16 protein-coding genes are annotated in these 25,817 nt (G+C 34.9%); 13 read left to right on the forward strand and 3 right to left on the reverse strand.

The window, feature by feature from the left end; translation table 11 throughout:
• Positions 1-22 precede the first annotated feature (22 nt).
• The 10 genes from BXU10_RS12415 (at position 23) to BXU10_RS12465 (ending at position 13,736) form a co-directional block, all read left to right on the forward strand.
• Positions 23-1,714 (forward strand): glycoside hydrolase family 28 protein, encoded by a 1,692-nt coding sequence (locus BXU10_RS12415; RefSeq protein WP_078227581.1) that lies wholly within the window; start codon positions 23-25, stop codon positions 1,712-1,714.
• Positions 1,715-2,003: 289 nt separating this feature from the next.
• Entirely contained in the window at positions 2,004-5,222 is a 3,219-nt protein-coding gene (locus tag BXU10_RS12420) for a pectinesterase family protein (RefSeq protein WP_078227582.1), read from the forward strand.
• A 12-nt stretch (positions 5,223-5,234) separates the two neighbouring features.
• Positions 5,235-7,523, forward strand: coding sequence for a glycosyl hydrolase family 28 protein (locus tag BXU10_RS12425; RefSeq protein ID WP_078227583.1), 2,289 nt, complete (start codon positions 5,235-5,237; stop codon positions 7,521-7,523).
• 72 nt (positions 7,524-7,595) lie between these two features.
• Positions 7,596-8,582, forward strand: a complete 987-nt coding sequence (locus tag BXU10_RS12430) for an alpha/beta hydrolase (RefSeq protein WP_078227584.1) — start codon at positions 7,596-7,598, stop codon at positions 8,580-8,582.
• The gene (locus BXU10_RS12435) at positions 8,582-9,397 is read left to right on the forward strand and encodes a rhamnogalacturonan acetylesterase (RefSeq protein ID WP_078227585.1); all 816 of its coding nucleotides are present in this window, start codon (positions 8,582-8,584) and stop codon (positions 9,395-9,397) included. The genes BXU10_RS12430 and BXU10_RS12435 overlap by 1 nt, the downstream gene beginning before the upstream one ends.
• Before the next feature lie 252 nt (positions 9,398-9,649).
• Positions 9,650-10,198 carry a hypothetical protein gene (locus BXU10_RS12440; protein WP_123921987.1) on the forward strand — a complete coding sequence of 183 codons (549 nt, stop codon included), beginning with the start codon at positions 9,650-9,652 and terminating at the stop codon, positions 10,196-10,198.
• Between the two features lie 270 nt (positions 10,199-10,468).
• The gene (locus tag BXU10_RS12445) at positions 10,469-11,425 is read left to right on the forward strand and encodes a tol-pal system YbgF family protein (RefSeq protein ID WP_078227587.1); all 957 of its coding nucleotides are present in this window, start codon (positions 10,469-10,471) and stop codon (positions 11,423-11,425) included.
• Positions 11,426-11,704: 279 nt separating this feature from the next.
• Positions 11,705-12,172 carry a hypothetical protein gene (locus BXU10_RS12455; protein ID WP_123921988.1) on the forward strand — a complete coding sequence of 156 codons (468 nt, stop codon included), beginning with the start codon at positions 11,705-11,707 and terminating at the stop codon, positions 12,170-12,172.
• A gap of 72 nt (positions 12,173-12,244) precedes the next feature.
• Complete coding sequence (locus tag BXU10_RS12460) at positions 12,245-12,973, forward strand: phosphodiester glycosidase family protein (RefSeq protein WP_078227988.1); 729 nt, start codon at positions 12,245-12,247, stop codon at positions 12,971-12,973.
• Between the two features lie 295 nt (positions 12,974-13,268).
• Positions 13,269-13,736: a hypothetical protein gene (locus BXU10_RS12465; RefSeq protein ID WP_078227589.1), complete on the forward strand. Its 468-nt coding sequence runs from the start codon at positions 13,269-13,271 to the stop codon at positions 13,734-13,736.
• A 256-nt stretch (positions 13,737-13,992) separates the two neighbouring features.
• Here BXU10_RS12465 and BXU10_RS12470 read toward each other — a convergent pair whose 3' ends face one another.
• Positions 13,993-16,377, reverse strand: a complete 2,385-nt coding sequence (locus BXU10_RS12470) for a TonB-dependent receptor (protein ID WP_078227590.1) — start codon at positions 16,375-16,377, stop codon at positions 13,993-13,995.
• Positions 16,378-16,478: 101 nt separating this feature from the next.
• Positions 16,479-17,495 carry an AraC family transcriptional regulator gene (locus tag BXU10_RS12475; protein WP_078227591.1) on the reverse strand — a complete coding sequence of 339 codons (1,017 nt, stop codon included), beginning with the start codon at positions 17,493-17,495 and terminating at the stop codon, positions 16,479-16,481.
• Between the two features lie 531 nt (positions 17,496-18,026).
• On the opposite strand from BXU10_RS12475, the gene BXU10_RS12480 reads away from it, so the two are divergent.
• The 3 genes from BXU10_RS12480 (at position 18,027) to BXU10_RS12490 (ending at position 25,069) form a co-directional block, all read left to right on the forward strand.
• Positions 18,027-20,162 carry a T9SS type A sorting domain-containing protein gene (locus BXU10_RS12480; RefSeq protein WP_078227592.1) on the forward strand — a complete coding sequence of 712 codons (2,136 nt, stop codon included), beginning with the start codon at positions 18,027-18,029 and terminating at the stop codon, positions 20,160-20,162.
• A 79-nt stretch (positions 20,163-20,241) separates the two neighbouring features.
• Positions 20,242-21,801 (forward strand): pectate lyase, encoded by a 1,560-nt coding sequence (gene pelA, locus BXU10_RS12485; RefSeq protein WP_078227593.1) that lies wholly within the window; start codon positions 20,242-20,244, stop codon positions 21,799-21,801.
• Between the two features lie 217 nt (positions 21,802-22,018).
• Positions 22,019-25,069, forward strand: a complete 3,051-nt coding sequence (locus BXU10_RS12490; RefSeq protein ID WP_078227594.1) for a glycoside hydrolase family 2 protein — start codon at positions 22,019-22,021, stop codon at positions 25,067-25,069.
• Positions 25,070-25,286: 217 nt separating this feature from the next.
• Here BXU10_RS12490 and BXU10_RS12495 read toward each other — a convergent pair whose 3' ends face one another.
• Entirely contained in the window at positions 25,287-25,556 is a 270-nt protein-coding gene (locus tag BXU10_RS12495; protein WP_078227595.1) for a hypothetical protein, read from the reverse strand.
• Between the last annotated feature and the right edge of the window lie 261 nt (positions 25,557-25,817).

A 25,817-nucleotide genomic window follows, 5' to 3' on the forward strand; every position in this document is an offset into this window, starting at 1 on the left:
GCTATTAAAATATAAAATAATTATGATAAAAATTAAATCAGTTTCCTTTATCGGATTAGTAATGTTCTCCCTGATTTTCTGTAGCAGTATCGTTGCTCAAAATAAAGCTAAACAAAAAAACAAAGTTTCAACAGAAAGTAAACTTCCTTTTGATATGCCGGAAGTACAGCTTCCAAAATTTAAAAAAGATACTTTGAATATTGTTGATTTTGGGGCTGTTCCAAACACAGAACAACTTTGTACAAAAGCGATTAATGATGCTATCACAAAATGCTCAAAATCGGGTGGAGGCGTCGTTGTTATTCCTTCAGGCATGTGGACTACCGGTCCGATAAAGATGCAAAGCAACGTAAATCTTCATACCAAAAACGGTGCTTTTATTTCGTTTACAAGTGATGTGAAACAATACAAACTGATAGAATCCTATTTTGAAGGAAATAAGGTGATTCGCTGTGAATCTCCAATTATGGGAGTTGGCTTAGAAAATATTGCCATTACAGGAGAAGGAATTTTTGACGGAAACGGTTCTGCATGGCGCCCGGTTAAAATTGGCAAAATGACCGACGGGCAATGGAAAGAGCTTATAAAATCCGGAGGAGTATTATCTAAAGACCGCAAAATTTGGTACCCTTCAGAAGGAGCCTATATTGGCAACGAAGAAAAAGATAAACTTCCTAAAACGGCTACTGTTGAAAATATGGAGCCTTACAAGCAGGCGCTTCGTCCAGTAATGGTAAGTCTTGTGAATTGTAAAAAACTATTATTGGATGGTGTTACTTTTCAGAACTCACCAGCTTGGAATGTTAATCCGTTAATGTGTGAGCATGTTACGTTGAGTAATCTAACCATTCGTAATCCGTGGTATTCTCAAAACGGAGACGGTCTTGACTTAGAATCTTGCAGAATCGGTAGGGTAACCAACTGTCGTTTTGATGTGGGTGATGACGCAATCTGCATCAAATCAGGTAAAGATAAAGAAGGCAGGGATCGTGGAAAACCAACGGAGTTATTCGTAATTACAGATTGTGTGGTTTATCATGCGCATGGCGGTTTTGTAATTGGAAGCGAAATGTCCGGAGGTGTTAAAAATATTTTTGTTAAAAACCTGACGTTTAACGGTACGGATTGTGGTTTACGATTTAAATCGGTAAGAGGACGTGGCGGCGCAGTTGAAAACATTTGGATGGAAGATATAAAAATGAACAATATTCCAACAGATGCTATCAATTTCAACCTGTATTATTTTGGAAAAGCAATTGATGAAGATCCGGAAACAGGCGAAATGACGGTTGAAAAAATGGTGGTTTCTGAAGAAACTCCTTCGTTTAAAAACATATATTTCAAAAATATTTATGTAAACGGAGCCAAACAAGCTTTGAAAATTATGGGAATTCCGGAAATGCCTGTTGAAAACCTGCAATTTAAAAACATGGTTATTCGATCAGAAACAGGGATCCAAATCAATTATGGAAGTAAAATAGATTTTGAAAATATTGATCTAAGATTGGATAAACCGGGTATAGCGATCAGTCTTTCAAACAGCCAGAATATAAATGTCGGAAGTTTTAAAGCTACCGGAGAAAACCAATTGTTTTGGGTTGGAGGTACTTCTACAAAAGAAATATCATTGAAGAAAAATGGTCAGAAAATGACTTTTGATGAAGATATAAAAGTGCTGGAGTCAATTAAAGACGAGGTAAAACTTGTTGAGTAATTAGTGATTAGTCCTTAGTAAATAGTCCCTAGTGATTAGTTCTAAGCTCAGGATTATAATTAAAATATTAAAAAAATCAATTCGAGTGTTTTCTGTAATCGATATAGAAAAAAAATCTATAGGGAACCGTTTTGATAGTTTACGGTTCTCTATACAATCCCGCTTTTGGGCGGGATTACTCGAACTGATGAAAATTATTTAAATATGAGAAATTAAATAGAATGAACCTTTCTCCGAAATTAAAATCGGAGCAGGAAAAAATAACTTACTAACTAAAACCAAACCACAAATGAAAAAACAATGCTTTATGTTCTTGTTACTGATGCTCTTTTCAGTAATGGGATTTTCACAAACCATTCAAAAAATTGAAGCAGAAGCATTTAATACGGCTTCAGGCGCAAAAGCAGAAAATAATGCTGCGCTTTCCGGAGGAAAAAATGTTGGATACATTAAAAATAATACCTGGATTAGCTTTACCGGACATGTTTTTAATCAATACGACAGTAGCTTTAATATTTTGGCAGCCGGAGCAACAGGAGGGACGATTGAGTTGCGATTGGGTTCGGCAACCGGAACTTTAATTGGAACTGTAACAGTAAGCGGATCAACCGGATTTACCGATTACAAAAAATTTTCAACAACAATTATACCTACAACCGGAACACATGATTTATATCTGGTTTTTAAGCATACAACCAATACGGGTTACTTATTTAATTTAGATTATTTAGAAAAAGTTACTACCATTCCGGGTGCGATTACTTATAGTTTAACTACGAATGTAAGTCCTGCCGCATCGGGTACAGTTTCTTCGAATCCCGGGGGAGTTAGTTTTGTTGATGGAACTGCCATTACTGTAACCGCAAATAAAAACTTTGGTTATAATTTTGTTAGATGGACAGATGGAAACGAAACTCCTGTTTCAACGGCAAATCCATATACTTTTACGATTACTTCTAATTCAACTCTTGTTGCAGAATATGCAACAGTGAATACCTATACCTTAAATGTAAATGTTGCTGGTGCTTTCGGTTTAGGCGAATATACAGTTTCTCCTGCAGGTAAAGATGGTGCGTTTTCTGTTTACGAAACAGGAACAAATGTTACGGTTACAGCGGTTGAAAATGATATTATTAAATTCAACAATTGGTCTGACGGATCAACAGCTTTAAGTACTGCTGTTACAATGACCGAAAACAGATCTATCACAGGAACTTACGATAACGCAACATTTATAGCAGGCTGGACATTTAAAAATGATCAGTATGCTAATCCAAGAATTACCGAATTATTTTCTAAAGTTGAAAACAAGCCTGAGCTATCTGCTTATAATGTTGCAGATAATGTTTTTGCTCCGAATGTGAGACTGCAAAATAGAGGCGGGAAAAATGGTTTCTGTGTTTGGAATACGGTTAGAGGCGATTTCTTCTATTTTAGTACCTCTTTTTCAACGGTTGGATATAAAAATATTACTATTTCATCAGGACTGATTGGTTACTATTATGGCTGTGACGAATGGACTTTTCAATATTCACTTGATGGTGTGACTTTTCAGAATATTTCAGGCTTAACAACCATAAATACAAGCTCAGTTACGCCAATCGGAGGAATACTTCCGGTTGAAGCAGAAGGAAAAGCAAAAATATATCTGAGATGGTTTCCAAATGTGAACGGACCAAAACACGGAAGTGCAACCGATGTAACTGCAACAGTTTTGTCTAATGTGATGATTAAAGCAGAAGAAGTTTTAGTTTCGGATGCAGTTGCTCCGGTGCTTTTGTCTTCACTTCCTGCGAATGCTTCAACAACGGCTGGTGCCAGCGGAAATATTATCCTTAATTACGATGAAAAAGTGAAGTTAGGTACAGGATTGGCAACACTTAACGGAAAAAATTTAACGGCAGAATTTGTAAATAAAACAGTAAAATTCAGCTATTTCGGTTTAGACTATAATACACAATATACTTTTAGTCTGCCAGCAGGATTGGTTACAGATCTTTCGGGTAATAATGCTGCGGCAGTTTCTCTATCATTTAAAACAATGGAAAAACCGGTTCCTGCAAAACGTGTATTCAATTTAATTGTTGATGCAAATGCAACAGTAGATCAAATAGCTTCAGGAAAATACGTAAAAACCATTGCAGAGGCATTTACTGCAGCACCCTCGAATTCATCAGCCAGATTTTTGATACTGATTACGAACGGAACTTATAATCTTGGAGGTGACGGAACAAGCCCTCAGGGAATTGTACTTCAGCTTCCGTCAGGAAAAAATAATGTATCCTTAATTGCTCAGTCAAAAGACAAGGTAATACTTCAGGGAAATCCGGGATGGGGAATCAAGAATGCGGTTCTTTCTATTGAAGCCAATGATTTATACATGGAGAATATAACAATAGAACACAAAGACGGAATCACAACATCAGGCCAAAGACCAGCACTAAACCCTGCCGGAGACCGAAATGTATATAACGGAATCAAATTAAGAAGCAAGCAGGATACCCAGGTTACAGGCGGAAATAGAAGTTTTTACTATAAATCAACTATTGAAGGTGATGTAGATTTTATCTGTGGAGGAGGAACACACTGGTTTGAAGAATGTAAATTGACTTCAGGAGGCGGTTACATCGTGGCTCCAAATCATACTGCCGATGTTCAGTACGGATATATTTTTAACAACAATACCATTACTGCAACTACCAGTTATTATTTAGGCCGTCCCTGGCAAAATGCGCCAAGAGCTGTTTATATAAATACTACAATGGTAAATGAGCCAAATACAATAGGTTGGGCAAGTATGGGAACTTTACCGGCACTTTTTGCAGAATATAATAGTGTAAATGGAAGTGGAGTAGCGGTCAATACTGCGAACAGAACCAATGTATTTTCAGTAAGTGGTGTTAATCAGACAGGAAATTATAATCCAATTTTGACCAAAGCACAGGCAGATCAATACACTATAGAGAATGTCCTTAGCGGTACAGACAAATGGGATCCGCGTTTGGTGGTGGAACAAGTTGCTGCTCCAACTAATCTTTTGAATCTTGGTAACAACACTCTTAAATGGTATGATAATCAATATGCGATTTGTTATGTTGTAAGCAGAGACGGCAAGGTACTGGCAATTACAACTGATGCAGCTTATGAAGATATTAGTGCAACAGCAGGAGGTAATTATGTTTATACAGTACAATCTGTTAGTGAATATGGTGGTTTGAGCGCTATCAGTACTTTGGGTACTTTGGGTTTAGGGACGAAAAATCAATCAAAAGAAGTAAGTGCATATCCAATACCGACAAATAATATCGTGAACCTAACATTGCCAGAAGGAACCGGAAGCGTAAATTATCAAGTTTATTCAATTCTGGGACAAAAGGTTAAGCAAGGTATTTTAGCAGCAAATACAACCCGATCAGTAGATTTAAGCACATTGACTTCCGGTGTTTACATTATTAGTATGAAAAATACAGAAGGAGTAGTATATAAAGTAAAAGTGATTAAAAACTAAAAAAAATTAAATATGAAAAAACAATATTTTATTTCCTTATTACTGGTACTCTATTCATTAACAGTATTTTCGCAAACAATTCAGCGTATTGAAGCAGAAAACTATAGCGCCTACAATGGTGTATCTACAGAAGCTAATGCGGCTCTCTCCGGAGGTAAGAATATCGGAAGTTGCAAAAATGGATATTGGGTTAAATTCGCAGGACATGTTTTTAGTCAATATGATACCCGTTTTGATATCGCAGCTGCCAGTAAAACGCAAACCGGATCACAAACAGTTGGGACTTTGGCCGGGACTGTTGAAATAAGAATAGATGCAGTTGCTGGTACTCTGATTGGTACAGCCAGTGTTAATGCGACTTCAACGGCAAATTGGACAACTTATCAAATTGTTTCTGCTGCAATAAGCCAAACGGCAGGCACACATGATTTGTATTTTGTATTTAAACCTGTCTCGGGAAATAACTATGTAGGTAATTTTGATTATTTTGAAAAAGTGACCAATGACCCCAGTGTTACCATGTATAGTTTGACAACCAATGTGAGTCCTGCTTCATCGGGAGCAATAATTGGGAATCTATCCGGTACCCAATATGCAGAAGGAATCCAGATAAGTTTGACGGCAAATCCAGAATATGGATATGTTTTTTCAAAATGGGTAGATGGTAACGGAACTCTTGTTTCGACAAATAGAACAATTACGTTTGCTATGACCGCAAATACCACCCGTGTTGCACAATTTGTGGCAGAGACTTTTCCTGATGCCGCCACTACACAAATCCTGCCTAACATACCTGCCACTCAATATGTGATTACCGAGGCATTATATGGGGGAAGCACTTTCAATCTTGATAATGCGGCAGCTATAAATGCAGCTATTATTGCCGCAAACGCTGCAGGAGGGGGAACCGTTGTCGTTCCTGCCGCTGCTTCACCTTTTTTTAGTGGTCCCATTACGATGAAAAGCAATGTTAATCTTCAAATTTCTGCCGGTGCGACCCTACAGTTGATGCCTTACGGAAACGGAAATGGATCTCCTGCCGGTTCTTATCCAAACAGCGGAACGACGGATAGTTATACAACCTTTATTTATGGAGAAAACCTTACCAATATTGCCATAACCGGAGGGGGAACTATAGAAGGAGATGGCAGCGCCTGGTGGACAGCCTTTGATGCTACTGGTATCGGCCGTCCGGGGATAATACGTTTTAAGGCCTGTAATAAGGTTTTAATTTCTGATATTACAGTACACAACGCCCCAAATGTTAGTCTTACCATGGGAAAAAGCGGCAGTGGCCGTGGTGGAAACGGAACAATCAAAAATGTAACAGTTATTGCACCGGAAACTGCTCCAAACACAGATGCACTGGATGTATGGTACTGGGACGGATTGGATGTGCTGAACTGTAAATTCTCTGTGGGTGACGATGATGTGGCAGTAGATGCCAATTCTCAGAATATTAAAATTAAAAATTGTGCTTTTGGTGAGGGTCACGGTGTTTCGGTGGGAAGCTACACTTCTAATGTAAACAATGTTTTTGTCGATAATTGCAGTTTTAACGGCACTTCCAACGGATTCCGTCTGAAATCAGCTATTGATCGTGGGGGGAATGAAACTACATTTTACTATTCGAATGTTACGATGGAAAATGTATCGACTCCGTTTACAATTACAAGTTGGTATCCAAAAGAGCCTACAGCGTCACCCTCAACATTAACTCCCGGAACAGTTACAAGTACAACACCAACCTGGAAAAATATTACGTTCAAAAATATTACCGTAAACAATTCGGCCACTGCTGGAGTACTTTATGGTTTGCCGGAATCCCTTATTACCAATGTTGTTTTCGATAATGTGAAGATTAGCGCAAAGAAGGGAATGGTTGCCAATTTCGTAACAGGGCTTGTATTCCAAAACTGTTCTTCTATTACTATTCCTACTGGTGATGCGATTATTCCTTATAAAGCAGAAACAGTAAACGGAAGCAACACAATAAACGGTATCAATACAACGACTGGAGCTCCAACATCATGTAATTTATCAGTGGAGGATGTAAATTTTACTAATAAATTTTCTTTTTATCCAAACCCGGTAAAAGGCAATGATTTTACAGTGAGTACTGACACAGGGATTGAAAAAATTGTAATTTATAATCTTTTCGGTGCAAAAATAAAAGAGATGAAAGGGAATGATTCAACTCAACAAACCATTAATGTTGAAGGATTTTCTGTGGGTTACTATTTTATACAAATTATATTGGATAATGGTAAAATTAAAACAACGAAGTTTATCAAAGAATAAATTGATTACTGTCAGTATATTTGAAGTTCAATCCTATTATTGATTTTGATTACATTATTTAATAAGCAAAAAATGAGATTTGATAAAATCATTTTCGTTCTAATTTTTTTTCTGTGTTTCCAAATTTGGGCACAGAAGACAGTAAGTGTTATTCCAAGAGATACTTCTTTTACTGCAGCAAATGAGTTTAAGAAGAACCTCAGGCATTTTCCGGATATCAAAGTAGCTAAAGATATCTTACCGGCAGGAGTTGTAGAACACCGACAGATTATTTACACCACATTAAAAAACACTCCTTTTGGAGACAGGGATTTGCATGTCGATGTTTTCTCTCCAAAGAAATCAGGAAAATATCCTGCTTTGATTATGGTTCATGGCGGAGGATGGCGATCGGGAGATAAATCATTACAAATTCCGATGGCACAAAAATTAGCTGCCAAAGGCATAGTAACAGTATGTGTAGAATATCAGCTTTCGATGGAAGCAAAATATCCGGCAGCTGTTTTCAATATCAAATCGGCTGTCAGATGGATGCGGGCAAATGCAGAAAAGTATCATATTGACCCTAATAAAATTGCTATTTCCGGCTGTTCGGCTGGTGGACAGCTGGCAATGTTGGTCGGACTAACAAATGGGGTGCAATCTAAAGAAGGCGATCATGGAAATTTAGGTTTTTCAAGTGAAATTCAGGCTATTGTTGATATTGATGGGGTAGTCGATTTTATGGCACCATCGTCTCTAAATTTAAACAGAAAACCAAATTCTCCGGATGTAGAATGGCTGGGAGGTACATTTTATGAAAAGCCCGAAATCTGGAAAGACGCTTCCGGTATTTTTTGGGCAAACGAAAATTCCTGTCCCGTTTTATTCATTAACAGTGGATTTTCGAGATTTCATGCAGGTCAGGACGAGTTAGTCGGGATGATGAAAGAATGGGGAATTTATACCGAAGTTCATAAATTTGATGTAAAAATGCATCCCTTCTGGCTGTTTGAACCCTGGGTTGATCCTACGGTCAATTATATCTATGATTTTTTAATTAAAAACTTAAATAAATAATGAATTCAAAATTTACAGTTTCAATTTTTTGCATTGCTGCCAGCCTTATGATTATGGCTTTCACAATAAAAAAATCCAATATAACAACCGTTTATCTAATCGGGGATTCGACTATGGCAGATTATGCCAATAATTATGAACCGGGAAAAGATTATATGAAAACGAGATATCCGGTGACTGGCTGGGGACAGGTTTTTCAACAATTTTTTGCGAAAGACAGTTTAAAACAAGTAAAGAATTTAATAAAAACAGATAGTGTTTTTGTAGATGACCGGGCAAGAGGAGGAAGAAGCACCAGAACATTTTTTCAGGAAGGACGCTGGAGATCCGTATATGAAAACCTTAAAAAAGGAGATGTAGTTATCATGCAGTTTGGACATAATGACGGAGCTGTAGATAAAACAGAAAGATATGTAGATGTTGAAGGGTACAAAGAGTTTTTAAGGCTTTTTGTATCGCAGGCAAGAGAAAAAGGAGCGTATCCTATTATCCTGACTCCTGTAGCAAGGAATTTCCCGTGGAAAGAAAATATTTTAAACAATGCCCATGGCGAATATGATAAAGCACCCAAAGATGTTGCCACAGAGATGAAGGTTTCTTTAATAGATTTAAACAAAGCTTCAAGAGAATTTTTTACCAAAAAAGGACAGCCTTACGTTACTGAAAACTACTTCATGAATTTACCCGCAGGCGTATATGAAGCCTATCCGGAAGGCCAAAAAGACAATACTCATTTTCAAACCAAAGGAGGAGTTGAAGTTGCCAGATTAGTTTTTCAGGGAATGAAGGAATTAAACTCTAATTTTAAAAAATAAAATATACGGTAGGGACCTAAAAATGCACGAAGATATATTTTTCGTGCATTTTTTTTTATTGCTGACTATTATAGGTTTTATGATTTTAAAAATGGCAGTTGAGCCTTGGAGAATTTAAGGACAACCAAAATACGCTATAGATGATTTGTGAAAATAATTTTATTATATTCGGAAAATAATAATATGCAATATAATTTACACTAATTTACCTAAAAGGGGTTGAATATATGATTGATTTTATTGAACACAGGTATGAATAGAAAAATATCATTTACTAAAAAAACGGTTTTTGTAAATCCTCTCTATATCTTCCATAACAGAATGAATTACAATATTATAGACGAAAATTCGATAAAGTCTACATTGATGATTATGTCAACTTTGACAGGAGAGCTACAGACTGAGGGCAAGACATATCATATTAAGCCAATTTCTAAATTTTTCACTGTTAAAGGATTTGAGATTCTATTAGAATCAAATAAAATTGGGAGTATTGAATATTGGGGTTGGATATGGAAGAAACCGAAATTAATCATTAATATTCAAGGAGATGATCAGGTTTGGATCTTTGAAAAAAATGAACCAGGACTATTTCGAAAACGAACTAATCCTTACATTACGAAAATGAAATATCAGGGTAGAGAAGTAGAATACAAAATTGAATCCGATAATTCAACTAGTGAAAAGGAGAGCTTAAGAAGATTAAGCGGAACAGCTTCTTTTAAAGAAGAAGATAGATTGTCATGCCAATTAGGGATTTATCTCAATGAACTTCTTATTTTCGATGAGATGGATAAATAAAAACACCTACAACCCTCGTGTATGTCTATTATAAGTTTAATGAATATTAGCATTTTTTTAATTTTTTGAAAAGCAGGAAATAATTCGTTTTAAATCGACAACTATATATGAAAAGTTTGGGGAAAGAACGCAAAAACTACTAACAGCAACTTCCTCAAATTGCTGGCTTTGTTTTTATGGGAAAGAGTTTTTTCCATAACTTCGTTTTTATTTCCATAAGCAGTAGATAGTTGTGAACCGTTGATAATGCTATTTCAAAATTTAAAAATCATGAAAAATATTTTAATTACAATCTTGCTTTTATTTTCATCAATTAGTTTTGGACAGAAAAAGAGCTTAAATGAAGATTTAATTTTATTTGAGAAAACAGTAGCAATACAAGAACTATTGCATGATGAATTATATCAAATTGTAAGAGCAAAAGACACGGTTGGCATAGATAAGGACGAAAAAATAAAACAGAAATTTTCTATTGAAATCAAAGAAAAAATTCTAAATAAAGTAATTAAAAACTACACAGAATTAATAGCAGAATATCCAAAATCAAAACTTATTTTCAGGGCTTTAAATAACAAAGGATTTGCAGAATTTGAACTTGAGGATTACAAGAATGCTAAAAACACTTTTTTAAAAGTCTTAGAAAGTGAAGCAAATGACAAAGAAAAAGGTGGAATTGGCTCAGGATTAATGGGAGAGCCCTATGCAAATTATAAAAACAGAGCTTGCAAAATACTTGCTGATTTAGAGATAAAAAATAAAAATTTTCAAGGCGCAATAAGTTACCTTGATTTAACTAAAAAATATCCATATCGCCATTTTTGCGGAAATGAATTCGCTGCGGAAGAAATTTATATGGCGCAAATGTACTCTAAATGTTATTTGGGTCTAAATCAAGAAGAGAAAGCTTATGATATTTTAATACCAAACATTATTGAAAATGGTTTAGCAAGTAATTCTGAACTTGTAAATATTACATTCAATGCTTTGCTGAAAAACCACAAAAAAGAAGATTTAAAAGCCCAATTAGAAAATTCTTTTAAAAATGTTACAGCAACAAAAGAAACCAGAAATAAAAATGAATATACTTATTACTACATAAATTTCTTAAATAGAAAAATTGAGTTAAGTTACTGGAGATTGGGCGGAATGATGAACGAACAAGAGAGAGGGCAAATAATCGCTGAAATTCAAAATAATTCTGAATTTTATAAATTGCTGTCTGAATAAAAATACAGCCGACATTCTTGATTAGTCAAGATTAGTCAGTATAAAACGGCTTGCTGATTTTTTGAGTAAAAAATATTTATAAAAAATAATTGAGTTATAAAGACAAAAATAGATTGTGCAAGAAACCATAACCACAACTTGTGATCTTTTACAGCAACACAAATTTTAACAGAAAACTTAAGACAACCTAATATAATAACAACCATAATGAAAAGTAAAAGATACTTTATTCTATTTATACTTGTAATGAGCATTAATTATTCAAAAGCTCAAACTAAAATGATTGTATCAAAAAAGCATACTTTATTGGTAGATATGCCTAAAAACTGGATTCAGGTTCAGGATGGTCCTGTTCCTTTTTTTATTGTCCCTGATGAAAAAAATGTAAGTGATAAAACTTATATTTATGTTTTTGGTAACGATTATGAAACCGCACCTGAAATTGATAATTGGATTGAAATTGAAAACCAATATCAAAAAGAAAACAATAAAGGAGTAAAAATTGGAGAGCAGGAATTAAAATTCGAGAATATTCATAAAGATAATTTTTTAACCGGAAAATATAAGGTTATAACATATGATTATTTAGACAAAAGCCAGCAAATTACATTAGTCATAGAATGTAAAACAACTATTGTTATTGTGGTGCTGAATACAATTGATGAAGACGAAAAAAATAAATACATGAAAGACTTCATCGATATTTCAAAAACAATCAAAATTATGAATTCAACTGTTAAAAATTAAGTTTCACAGCCGAAATTAAATTTTAATTAGTTATCGAATTTGTTGCAGGAAGCTTTTCCAAATGCTAAAAAAATGAAGAGAAAACAAGCTGTCATAGTATTAATTATAATTTTGTTCACTTCAGTTGGCTTTTTTGTACAATCTAAAGAGCCAAAAAATGATGATGAACGTTTCATTAGCTATACCGTTAATCCAAAAAAACTAAAAGTTGAATTTTATTGGAAAAACCAGGAAGGTGAAAATTTTAAAAATGCTGAAAATCTAAAGGTTGAATTGACAAAACAAAAAAGAGAACTTGTTTTTGCAACCAATGGAGGAATGTATAAAAAAGACAGCTCACCACAAGGGCTCTACATTGAGAATAAGGTTAAGAAAGTTGAAATCGATACAACTCAAGGTGAGGGAAATTTTTATCTTAAACCAAATGGAGTTTTTTACATAACTACTAACACAACACCAATTATTTGCTTAACAAATGATTTTACAGATAATGGTAAAATAAAATATGCCACGCAATCAGGGCCAATGTTAGTAATTAACGGAAAAATTCACCCCGCTTTTAAAGAAAATTCGACAAACTTAAATATTCGAAATGGTGTTGGAATTCTCCCAAACAACGAAATAGTATTTGCAATGTCCAAAAAGGAAATAAATTTCTATCAGTTTGCAGAATACTTTAAAAAACTAGGTTGTTTAAATGCCTTATATTTGGATGGATTTGTTTCACGAACGTATTTACCAGAAAAAAACTGGATACAAACAGATGGTAATTTCGGAGTGATAATTGGAATAACAAAATAAATTATTACAATAACCCGTTGTGTGAAATTGATTAAAAAAATTGATTTGACTAAAAAAAGTATAAAATCGTGAGTAAAACATCATTTTATAACTTAAGGCATTGATGTCATCCTGAGCGGAGTCGAAGGCTTTTGAATACGAAAGGGCTTCGACTAGGTTTATCCTGAGCGAAGACGAATGGACGCAGCCAGACACTTATTTTTAATTTCACCCAACGGGTTACAATAATATTTAAAAGTAGTTTTGAATGAATTGAACATTAGTCAGTAACCATATTAATAAACATAAATTAAAAATGACATTTAATAAAATATTAAAAACCGATTTAGGAGTTACTGAAGTTATTGACAAACTAAATATTGTGACAGAAAAATTTCATACAAACTCTGGAAACAAATATAAATTCGAAGGTAAGATATACAATTCCGAATTTCAAATATTTCCAACTTTTGATTATGGATCCAGAAATCAATTACGTCCAGAAATCAATGGAAAGATAGAAAAGCATGAAAACTATAGTTTAGTTAATTTAAAATTTAAAGTGCAAGACTATCTAAAACTTCCAATATTTATAATTATAATTTTAAATTTAGCTTTTGCAATATTTCTTTTTATAAAACCAATTAGCAGCTTTTTTACCTGGAATTTTTTTATAATATTATTATCGGCTGCATTCTTAATTTTCTACATAAGTTTTAAAGTTAAAATTGAATCATCAACAAAACTATTGTGTCAAATTCTGACTGCAGAAATAATAGGATAAATGTCTGCTAAAAGCTCTTACCTGAGATTGGGGTATTGGTTTAGTTTAATCTTAAGTCTTTTGTAACTGCTGTATATTTGTAATAATGTTTGAGAATTCAAAAGTCATCAGATCATCTGTTTTGTTTGTCATTATAAAATTTTCCTCCAGTAAACCAATAAAGTTTATTTGGAGGATTAGATACCATTTTTAAAACGAGGGATCTTATTTTATTATGAATCCATCATTTGTTAATTAGGAGGAAGGCATGTAATTATCAAACTCCTGTTCTCACTCTTTCCTCTTCATTTCCGGTTCTTCTTTTTGCAACATTTACTTTATTGCTTCCAAGCTTATAGTTGAAAGACAATTGCAGGTATTGGGTATCAAAATAATAGTTAGAATCACGATATATCCCATTAACAGTTGAATTAAACCTCATTTTGTCGGTCTTAAAAATATCATTCGCTTTCAGGGTAATTTTTAAATCTTTATTAAGTAATAAATATTGGGCAGAAAGAGAAGTTGAGCTGGATAAATCAAGCCTGTTAACACCATAAGTCCCTACAGGCATACACTGGAAATTGAAATTTAACAATACTGTTTTTTCCTTATTTAAAACAAAATCATTATTGGTAGAAAAGTTGGAGTAAAAACCATCCACGCCATTTGCCGGTATATTAATAGTTTCGGCAGTCAAATAATTTAAAACAAACGTAGTGTAACTGCTCCACCAGCTAAATGTATCGAAAACATAGAGTTCTGAAATCCCATATCTTTTTATATTAAACATATTTCTATTAGTCAGGCGAACAACAGAAGTATTGTCATCAGGCAGTCCTATTTGGTTATACATATTATTTTCTATACTGTAATAAAGCTTGCTTTCTAATTTTTTATAGGAATAAATCAGTTCAAAATTATCTACAAAATAAGGCCTTAGAACAGGATTTCCCTCAACGCTCAAAAATGGGGTTACGTAAGTTATGTTTGGGTTCAATTCTGAAAAATTAGGACGTCCTATCCTTTTTCCGTAACTAAATCTGTATGTAGAATTTTCGGCAGGAGAGTAGGATAAATTGATTGTAGGAAATAGTTTTATGTAATCATTATTTACCACTGCATTTAAATTTCCATCATGCGATTTTGTTTGGGTAGCTTCCATCCTCAGTCCGGCCTGTACTTCCAAATTTTTAAATTTTTTATTTGCAGAAAAATACAACGCCTGAACATATTCGTAATAATCAAATCGATGGCTTATTTGCGGCATATCGGTTACAGGATTATCGACAAGTCCGCTATTGAATGCTGCAATATTATTTTCTGTATTTGAAACTGAAATTTTTCCTCCCGTACTCCAATCAGCAAATTTGGCAGGTAATTCGAGATCAATTTTAGCAGAATAATTATTAGTGCTTTGCATATTATTGTTGATTCCTTTAAAATACTGGATATTGTACGGATCCCTTATTTCCGAAGTTCCTTTGTAAGGTCTCGAATCATTATTTGAAAAATTAAAATAATCCAGATTCAGGATAATTTTCTTTCCAATAGAATCAAGTTTAATTTCATTAAAAAAGTTTATGGATTGAAAATCAGGTTTTTGATTAGAATTTGTCGCAGCTGTTATATTTTTAAAAGGGACATCGTTATGATATTCATAAACAAATGATCCTGCAGGTCTGTTAGCTTTTGTTTTATTAAGATTTGTAATGTACTGAAAGCCAAAAGCCCAATTAGAAGTTGCAGCATACTGTATACCCAGGACTCCGTTTAACCTGTTGTAATCTCTGTTAAAGGTTTGTTTGGTGTTCCAAAATTCGTCAGAAAAGTAAATATAATCCTGATAATCAAAAGACTCTCCGCCGTTTCTGTAGTTTAATGAAGAATTAAGGCTTAACTTATTCTTATTGTACATAAAATTACTGGTAACCGATCCCTCATCATCTTTGGATCGATGCAGATAAGTACTTCCTAGAGTAAGGCTCCAGGCATCTTTTTGAGATTTTTTCAGTTTAATGTTAATTAATCCGCTCCCACCAGCAGCATCATATTTAGCTGGTGGTGTTGTAATGACTTCAATACTTTTGATATTATCAGCGGGAATTGATCTTAAGAAATTCGCCAAATCTTCTTCACCAAGTTCCAGCATTTTGTCATCAATCAAAACCCTTATTGCTTGTTTACCAACAATGGTGATGTTCTCATTTCTAACCTGTACACCAGGAGTAATTTTTAAGGCTTCCAGAGCATCACCACCAACTGCGCTGATTGTATTTTCTAAATTAAAAACAAGTCGGTCAACCTTTCTTTCTATGAGTTCTTTCTTTTTTGAAATTACGACCGTTTCTAATGTATTTGTTGTATTTACAGGTATGTTTCCTGCTTCAAAATCCGAATTCAATTCAATGTTTTTTGCGTATAAGATTTCTTTAAATTGACGAATTTCTAATTTGTAAATACCTTTTTGATATTCGATATTAAATTCACCTTTTTCATTTGTCAGGGAATTAATCAGCGGAACTGACTTGTCTGAGAATAGAATGACTTCGGCATATTCTACAGGATTATTTTCTATCGTCACCACTTTTCCGGAAATTTTAACCTGTGCCACTATTGCAGTACTCAGCATGAATGCTATAAACAAAAACATGTTTCTCATCTTAAAAAATTAATTATTAATAATGAGGGCAAATATCCGGGAGTCAGCTATTTTAAAGGTTTTAGTTTATAATGAAGTAGTTTGATTTTATAAAACAGAACTCATTTTGAGTACGATTTTTGGTATTCGGCAGGAGTTAAGCCGGTTATTTTTTTAAAGGCAGTAAAGAATGTTGATTTTGAGTTGAAGCCGCTATCATATCCTAAGCTTTCGATTGAATAGTTTTTTTCGGTTTCTAATAATTTTTTTGCTTTTTCAACCCTATATTCTTTAATAAGACTAGAGAACGATTTGCCTAATATTTCATTTACATACTGTGATAAAAGATGTTTGGTTATTTTGAGCTCTTTGGCAGCTTCTTCAAGATTAAAATTTGGATTAACAAATAACTCTTTTTCGATTATTAGCGCTATTTTTTGGTCAATCAGAAGCAGTGTTGCCTTGTCAATTTCTTTGTTTTGGTATTTTTCTTTTTCATTAAAAAAAGTAGATTCATTACTATTTCTAAAAATTAAAAGTAAAATAATCAGGTACAAAACAAAAGTAAAGGATAAAGCACCTACTATATAAGAAGTATAAGCAGCAACAATATAAGCAAGACAGATAAAAGCAACACCCATATAAATACTGAGAAACCAGACTTCTAATTTTTTTAAACTACTTTTTTTATTGGTTTTTTGAATAATCGGCCCGATATATTTAAAAGAGAAGACAATGTAAATAAACCATTGAAGATATATTGCTTTAACAATAAATAATTTCCAGATTTCTAAATGTTCGACATATGGATAAAAAATCCCTAAAGCTGTCATTATTGCCAGGTAAGGTATGATATGTTTTTTCCAGTTCGGTTTTTCAACACTATAGGATTTCAGATATAAAAAAAGAAATGGACCAATCAAAATACAGGCAGAAAGACCAATCTGAATAAAAATACTGGATAAGTGCGGATTAAAATAGAAAAATACTGATTTTACAATTCTAATGCTTAAAACCAGTAATAGCAATGATAAAAAATAGTTTGTAAAAATTTTCTTTTTAGCATTTATGGCAAAATAAAATGAAAGCAGAAACCCATTAAAAGCTCCTAAAGCACTAAAAAAGAAAAGGAATGTCATGATTAATTAATTAGGAAATTATTTATGTGTTCAGTCTCAGATTAAAATACTTTGAAAACCAGTCTGAAAGAACAATTTTATTTTAATCATTTTTCTGAAATGTATGCCGAAAAATAGTTGCTAAACTTGAATGTAACAGTTGAAAACAGTTCGTATTCTTGTAGTTTTCTACTAATTTCATTGTAGCGAATATAGGAAATAATAAGAAACTATTTCTATGGAAAAGGTATAAAATCCTGCGAAATATTCCGGGAACAGACTCGTATGTTTGAAGTAAAGAAAAAAGATATAGTTTCCAAAGAAGAATAAAAATGGCAGTGTAAATTTCTAAAGCTTTTTTTGATATTTCGAACGAAGTAAATAGGTCTTTTAAAGAAAATAGCAATTTATACCCCTAAATATTGCATTTTGTCTCCTTGTTAAGTTGGGTGAAATTTTATATTTGCTTTTAGTCAAATTATATTTAAATTACTGTTTTAATTTCAAATTTAGCATTGACTGAATTTACTAACCTAACCGACCAAATAATGTATGAACCCGAAAACTACCAACTTTTTTTTAAAAAAAGCAGTTCTTCTATTGCTGTTTTTCATTGGAATAACCACACACATTTATGCCCAGCGAACCGTCGAGAAACTCAATCACGGTCTAATTGCTATGCGTTTAAATGCCAATCAGGTCTATGTTGGCTGGAGAATGTTGGGAACCGAACCAACTGATGTGAGTTATAATTTATATTGCGATGATATAAAAATTTCAGTTAGTCCTTTTGTAAACACAACTAACTATACCCACAACGTTACAACTAATGGCGTTTATTCCGTACGTGCCGTTATAAACGGAATAGAAGAAAATAATTCAGAAACTGCTGTTGTATGGGCAAACCCTTATTTGGATATTGCCATGCAGGTTCCTGCCGGTGGAACAACCCCTGATGGTCTGGCCTATACCTACGACGTAAACGATTGCAGCGTAGGAGATGTAGACGGTGACGGCCAATATGAAATATTTGTAAAATGGGATCCAACCAATTCAAAAGACAATTCGTTAACGGGTTATACGGGTAATGTTTATATGGATTGCTATCGATTGGATGGAACACACCTCTGGAGAATTGATTTAGGAAAAAATATCCGTGCCGGTGCACATTATACCCAATTTATGGTGTACGATTTAGATTCTGACGGAAAAGCTGAATTGGCCTGCAGAACTTCAGATGGAACCATAGACGGAACAGGAGTTGTTATTGGAGACGGGACTGCAGATTACAGACTCCATGACAGTGCCAGTAAATCATTCGGATTTGTTTTGACAGGACCTGAATTTTTAACGGTTTTTAACGGGCAAACCGGAAAAGCAATGGCCAGCACCAATTACTTGCCTGCCCGTGGTACCGTTTCTTCATGGGGAGATAGTTATGGAAACCGTGTAGACCGTTTTGTTGCAGCTGTGGCGTATCTCGACGGATCAAAACCAAGTTTGGTAATGGGACGTGGTTACTACACAAGGCTCGTTCGTGTGGCTTGGGATTGGAGAAACAACACGCTTTCACAGCGATGGATTTTCGATAGTGCTGCTTCCGGTAATTCGGCTTATGCTGGTATGGGAAATCACCAAATGACTGTTGGTGATTCAGATGCAGATGGTAAAGACGAAATTTTTAACGGCTCAAGTGCTATAAATGATGATGGTACAAAATTATATGCCAACTCTTTAGGACATGGTGATGCGCTTCATATGAGCGATATGGATCCGGATCTTCCGGGAATGGAAATATGGCAGTGTCTGGAAGAGCCAGCCAAATACAAGACAAACGGTCTTGTATTTTTAGATGCCAAAACGGGAAGTACTATTTGGGGTATACCCGGAACAGGTGATGTAGGCCGCTGCAATGCTGCAGATATTAACCCACTTATCAAAGGATATGAGTGCTGGGGCAGTACTGGTGGTGTAAACTATTTAATGGATTGCAAAGGGAATCTTATCAGCAACTCAAAACCTTCACAAAATTTCTCAATATGGTGGGATGGTGATTTGAATCGGGAATTATTAGATTCGAATAAAATTGACAAATGGAACCACCTTATTTCGAAAAGTGTTAATTTACTAACTGCAACAGGATATTCTTCCAATAATACTACTAAATCTACACCATGTTTAAGTGCGGATATTTTTGGAGACTGGCGTGAAGAAGTTATCTTTCGCAAAACAGATAATACTTCTATTAGAATTTACACTACCTCCATTCCAACAACAAACAGATTATATACTTTGATGCACGACACACAATACAGAGCAGCAATTGCCTGGCAAAATTCGGGTTACAATCAGCCTCCGCATCCTGGATTTTATTTGGGAGTAGATATGGCAGCACAGACACAGCCTAATATAGTTACAACAACAGCAACTCTGGGTAATGATGATTTTTCCATTGCACCCTCTTCAGTCAATGCAGTTCTGTATCCAAACCCTGCAAGTCAGACTTTTACTATTACAGCTTTGGGGAAATTCACATACACTATTTATAACCTGTCAGGACAAAAAATAGGATCAGGAAAAGGAGAAAACCAAACCGAAGTTGGGGCTATAGCTGCCGCATCCGGAGTTTATATTATCACTGTAAAATCTGAGAAAGGAACTTCTACAATCAAACTGATTAAGGAATAAATGGTGACAGTTTGCGATAGAAGGTAAATAGTTTTCACAAAATATAAAATAGTTCAGAATTAATAAAATAATATAGCTTATGAAGAATGCAATAATTTTAATTTTTTCGGTTTTTTTGTTCTCCTGTTCATCAGATGGAACTGAAAAAGCAACACAGGTAAAAACAATTATAATTAATGGCGATATTGTAAATGGAACGCCTAAACAGCTAACGGCCATCGTGCTTCCTGATGAAGCGATCAATAAAGAGCTAACATGGAGTGTTTCTGATCCCACAATAGCTTTCATTACAGAAAACGGGCTATTAACCGGGATAAAAAATGGGACTGTAAAAGTTACTGCTACGGCAAAAGACGGTTCGGGCATTACTGCAGAAAAAATCTATACTGTTTCCGGGATTACGGAACCAGCGGTATTTATCCAAACGGTTTCTATTACACCGGCTACTATAACGAATGGTCAGCCCTTGCAATTAACCACTCAGATTGCTCCTGCAAATGCAACCAATAAAACAGTAACCTGGAGTCTTTCAAGCGATGCGATAGCTACTATAAGCCCGGAAGGATTATTGACTCCTAAAATTAATGGAAACCTTACGGTAACGGCAACAACGACTGACGGAAGCGGAAAAAGTGCTCAAATAGAAGTAACGATTACTGGTGTTACTGCTGTGTATGCTACAACGGTAAGGGCAGAAAGCATCTTAATCTGGCAAAGGAGTAACGGAGGCTGGGGGAAAGCTGTTGCTGATTTAAATCTATATAACGTTGCACAGACTACAGAACAAAAAGCAGCAGCACTCGCATCAAAAAACAATACCGATACCACAATAGATAACGGGCATATAGTAACAGAATTAAGATGGCTGCTTGCAGATTACAAAACAACCCAAAATCCTAATTACCTTGCTGCAGCCGAAAAAGCAATTGACTGGCTATTCCTTGCACAATATGCTAATGGAGGATGGCCTCAATATTATCCGGACAAAAGTGGCTACAGGCATCATATCACATATAATGATGGCGCAATTGCCAATGTGATGAATCTAATGTGGGATATTACTAAAGGTAAAAATAATTTAGACCTTGTAAATCCGGCTTATAAAGACAAAGCGACAACGGCATTTAACAAAGGAATTGACATTATATTGCAAACACAGATTACATATAAAGGCAAAAAGACGGTTTGGTGTGCGCAACATGATGAAGTAACCTTAAAACCGGCATTAGCCAGAGCTTATGAATTACCTTCTTTTAGCGGCTCAGAATCAGTAGGCATCGTACGAATTTTAATGTTGGTAGAACAGCCGTCTTCCGCAGTAAAGCAAGCCGTAAAAGATGCTGTCGACTGGTTTAATGGCGCTAAACTTATGGATATAGCTACTAAAAAAATCACAGACTCTTCACAAGCTTCAGGTCAGGATGTAATAGTTGTTTCTTCTCCCGGTAGTGTGCTTTGGGCAAGATTTTATGATTTAGAAAATAACCTGCCATTATTCTGCGGACGAGACGGAATTCCCAAAAAGACTTTAGCCGAAATTGATAATGAAAGAAGAGTAGGATATTCATGGTACGGCAACTGGCCAAATGGGTTAATAGGTTCAGAATATACCAATTGGAAAGCTAAACATGGTTTATAGAATAGTTCTGCTGACTATAGTTTTTGACTCGGTCAGGGGGTGAAATGCTTTTAAGTCTAAGGTATTTCAATCCTTGATTTGAATTAGGAATGAAAGATTCATTTTAAAAAATAGTAGTAATAACCTGAGTTCGATTAATACAGCAAAAGGGGAAATTTACATTTTTAAGGCAAAATAATTTTCATTAAAAAGAAATAAAAGATAACAATTGAAATTTATGAGAAAGGATTTTATAATGTTTAAAAATGTAGCAGTTTTACTTATTTTTTCAGTAGTCGCTATTACCTCTGCACAAAACCAGCGAATCGTGCAGGATATATCTAATAACAACTGGAAACTTTGGCTGGATCCAATGGCACAATGGCAAAATGATGTATTATTTACTCCGCCAGTTGATGTCAAAAAAATACCTGTTAATATTCCAACCGGTGGCTGGCAGGCACTTCAGAAAGGCGAAAGCAAAGCGGTACATCTTCCGGCAACGGTTGAAGAGTTTCATTGGGGATGGAATAAAAATGCCTTTGGGGTTTCAGGTAATTATTTAGGGATTTCTTGGTTTACAACCGAAGTTAAGGTGCCGTTATCAATGAAAGGCAAACGAATTGTTCTGCACTTTGAAAGCGTTCGTTTCAGGGCTGAGGTTTTTGTAAACGAAAAACTGGCAGGATATGATTTAATCAACGGAACTCCTTTTGACGTAGATATTACCGATTATGTGACAGTAGGAAAATCCAATGCTGTAGCGGTCCGAATTACCGATCCAAACGGGAATTTCGACTGGAGGGACAGTTCCAATTATATGTGGGGAGACTATCGTACCAATCCTACGCACGGATTTGGCGGAATTACCGGAAAAGTAAGTCTTGTAGCCACTGATCATGTTTTTATAAATGATATTTTTATCAAAAATAAACCGAAGGTGAATGAAATCGATGCCGAAATTTCGTTGACAAACAACACTCCAACAGCTTTTAAAGGAAATGTTTTATTAGAAGTAAGAGAGAAAAAATCGGGTAAATCCGTTTGGGAAAAAAGCTTTCCCGTTGAGGTAGTAACAGGAGATAATACACCGCTGTCTTTTTCCATAAAAATAGATAATGCAAACCTTTGGGACGTTGATCATCCTAATTTATATGTTTTTAAAGCCTCTTTTAAAAATGACAAAGAGGTAAAAGATGTCACAGAGAAAAAATTTGGTTTTCGCTGGTTTGAAGTCAAAGAAGTTAATGGAGACAAACAGTTTTATCTGAATAACAAACGCATTGTCGTAAGAACCGCAATATCATGGGGATTTTGGCCGATAAACGGAATTGCACCAAGTGACGAACTGGCAAAAAAACAAATTTCAGATGCCAAAGCCGTTGGTTTGAATATGCTGAATTTTCACAGAACTATTGGGCAGACTAACGTTTTAGATTATGCCGATGAAATGGGCTTACTGTATTATCAGGAGCCTGGAGGAAATCAATATCCGGCCAATCAATTCAATCCTAAAAATGAACTGGAAAAAAAAGAATCTGATTTTTATTTTGCCGCGCGGGACGAAAAGTTCTTCAGAATGATCAAACGGGACAGGAGCCATCCTTCGCTTGTAATTTATAACATGCATAACGAAAGAGGAGCAGAGCCTCAAAAAAAAGACAGTTTACAGATGCTCGCGGGACACAAACTGGATCCAACCAGAATCATGACCTACAATTCGAGTAACGGCCCGATAAAAACAGGAATTGATCCACGTTTTAAATTACACTTGCTGCCTTATAGCAATCGGTTTTACAATTACGGTTGGTTCGACCAGCATCATGCCGGAGGCCCAGGTGTATATCATGATAATTTGTACAGCAATCCTAAAAAGTATGCAAAGTTCACAGACAACAAAGAAGAAATTGTCTATTACGGAGAAGAAGGCGCAATTGGCACACCGCCACGATTACAGCTAATCAGGGACGAAATTCTGAAAAAAGGCAAAAACATTGGCTGGGAAAGTGACGATTATTTGAAATGGTACGATGCCTATGACACTTTCTTAAAGAAAAATGATTTCCAGAAGTCTTTTCCAAACGTGGACAGCCTGACCAGACAAATGGGGAATGTATCTTTTTATTATCAGGGGCGTACGATTGAGAATGTCCGAATAAACAATACAATTGATGGTTATGCGGTAAACGGCTGGGAAAGCATGAAGCTGGAAAACCATTCGGGTATTGTAGATAATTACAGAAATTTAAAAGGTGATGCCGATTTAATTGCCCGTTACAATGAGTCTTTGTATGTAGCCGTAAAACTGACAAACAAAGTTTTATCTGTAAAAGATACAACGGTCGTGGATTTTTTCATTGTGAACGAAAAAGATATCAAAGGAGCATTTGATTTGAAAGTTAAAGCGACAAATAACAAAAAAGAAACAGTCTGGACAAAAACAATTCCGGTAACTGTAACCGGAGGAACTACCTATGGCGAATTATTGTCTGCTAAAAACAATTTTGCCCCGGAAACAGAAGGATATACTATGATTACTGCCGAATTGGTTTCGAAAGACAATAGGGTTATAGCCACCGGAGCCGATGAATTATTTGCTGTAAAACTGAATAAGGAAAAGATTGCCTCTAATATTATGGTTGCCGATACTACGGGAATTGTAGGGAAGTATTTTGATTCTGAAAAAATAAATTTTAAAAATTATAAAAGCGGAAACCCATCCGGAAATTGTCTGGTAATAGGTGGATTTAAGCCACAACAGACCGGAAATCCATTGGTTACGGATCTTTTAGAATGGGTAAATAACGGAAACACTATTGTCGTAATCAACGATATTGATATCTGGGCGACTTATTTTGCTAAAAAAGAGGCAGCTGATTACAGAGGATTCAAGACATTAGGAACATCGTGGTACGGAGGGAATTACTTTGTAAAAGAAACCAAATGGTTCGACGGTTTACCGCAATCCTGTGTATTCAATTGGGAATACCAGTGTTTTGCAACGTACAATAAAAACCGAGTTGGACTTCGAATGTTCAACGGAGAGACTATTGTTGGCTGTGTATCCGATCATAAGCAGGAAGTATATTCAGCGTTAACTGTAATGCCGCACGGACGCGGAAAAATCATTTTTTGTGCGCTGGATGTTTTTAGCTGCATAAAAGAAAATGAGTTCCTTAAAAAAGCAGAAGGTGATGGCGAAAATGCCTCTATGAAAACTTTCAACGTTTCGGCTAAAAACAAGGCAAATGTCGTAGGACAGCAGCTTTTATTGAATCTGTTAAAATAAGCGGTATCCTATTTTTCAGGAACAGAAATCATAAAGCATTTTTAGCTGCAGGGTTTCTGCTCTTTTGCTTTTATCTTTAAAGGCAAGAAGATTCCTGAATATATTTTAAGGATGTATACTTCAAAAAAAACGAAACTTCCTGATGAAACTTATTTCAAGAACTAAAAATATACTTCCTTATTATATTTTGAAATATAATAAGGAAAGTAGTAAATAGTTAAGCATTATCAGGTTGTGGAGCTGCTAAAGTTTCAAATTCAGATTTTATAACGTCCTTATATTTTGCTAACCCTATTGCTATTATAGGGATCGATATTTTGCCAATTACTGAACTAGCCTGATTTTTGCCTATTTTTTTTAGGTAGGAGGATAAAAGCAAAGACCCAATTGCACCATATAGTATATAATTTGCCGGTACATCAGCTATCTTATTTTCAATAAATTCTCTAATATCTTCCAGATTCTCCTGATTAATTAAGTTTTCCATAATTCTGTAGTTTATTATTTTAAATCTAAAATTACTGATTTATGGTTGCTGCAGTTTACAGAATTGGAGGATTGGCTTATATAATTATCAGAGGTTTGAAATAAATATGCTTTTAAGTCAAAGTGTTGTAAATTAAGAATATAAAAAAAAACAATAACAATCACTAAACGTCGAGTTTTGTTGCTATATAAACGTTCACGATGACTAACAATCAATTTCATGAAACTCTTCCGGTACTCATGGTATAGAGTACCGTAAAAG

Origin of the sequence: Flavobacterium sp. LM4 (assembly GCF_002017935.1) — a bacterium.
In the GTDB taxonomy this organism is placed as follows: Bacteria; Bacteroidota; Bacteroidia; order Flavobacteriales; family Flavobacteriaceae; genus Flavobacterium; species Flavobacterium chungangense.

Bases quoted from the DNA above. Each gene is read 5' to 3' on its own strand.
- BXU10_RS12415 (WP_078227581.1), top strand. From the start codon at position 23: ATGATAAAAATTAAATCAGTTTCCTTTATCGGATTAGTAATGTTCTCC.
- BXU10_RS12420 (WP_078227582.1), top strand. From the start codon at position 2,004: ATGAAAAAACAATGCTTTATGTTCTTGTTACTGATGCTCTTTTCAGTA.
- BXU10_RS12425 (WP_078227583.1), top strand. From the start codon at position 5,235: ATGAAAAAACAATATTTTATTTCCTTATTACTGGTACTCTATTCATTA.
- BXU10_RS12430 (WP_078227584.1), top strand. From the start codon at position 7,596: ATGAGATTTGATAAAATCATTTTCGTTCTAATTTTTTTTCTGTGTTTC.
- BXU10_RS12435 (WP_078227585.1), top strand. From the start codon at position 8,582: ATGAATTCAAAATTTACAGTTTCAATTTTTTGCATTGCTGCCAGCCTT.
- BXU10_RS12440 (WP_123921987.1), top strand. From the start codon at position 9,650: ATGAATAGAAAAATATCATTTACTAAAAAAACGGTTTTTGTAAATCCT.
- BXU10_RS12445 (WP_078227587.1), top strand. From the start codon at position 10,469: ATGAAAAATATTTTAATTACAATCTTGCTTTTATTTTCATCAATTAGT.
- BXU10_RS12455 (WP_123921988.1), top strand. From the start codon at position 11,705: ATGATTGTATCAAAAAAGCATACTTTATTGGTAGATATGCCTAAAAAC.
- BXU10_RS12460 (WP_078227988.1), top strand. From the start codon at position 12,245: ATGAAGAGAAAACAAGCTGTCATAGTATTAATTATAATTTTGTTCACT.
- BXU10_RS12465 (WP_078227589.1), top strand. From the start codon at position 13,269: ATGACATTTAATAAAATATTAAAAACCGATTTAGGAGTTACTGAAGTT.
- BXU10_RS12470 (WP_078227590.1), bottom strand. From the start codon at position 16,377: ATGAGAAACATGTTTTTGTTTATAGCATTCATGCTGAGTACTGCAATA.
- BXU10_RS12475 (WP_078227591.1), bottom strand. From the start codon at position 17,495: ATGACATTCCTTTTCTTTTTTAGTGCTTTAGGAGCTTTTAATGGGTTT.
- BXU10_RS12480 (WP_078227592.1), top strand. From the start codon at position 18,027: ATGAACCCGAAAACTACCAACTTTTTTTTAAAAAAAGCAGTTCTTCTA.
- pelA (WP_078227593.1), top strand. From the start codon at position 20,242: ATGAAGAATGCAATAATTTTAATTTTTTCGGTTTTTTTGTTCTCCTGT.
- BXU10_RS12490 (WP_078227594.1), top strand. From the start codon at position 22,019: ATGAGAAAGGATTTTATAATGTTTAAAAATGTAGCAGTTTTACTTATT.
- BXU10_RS12495 (WP_078227595.1), bottom strand. From the start codon at position 25,556: ATGGAAAACTTAATTAATCAGGAGAATCTGGAAGATATTAGAGAATTT.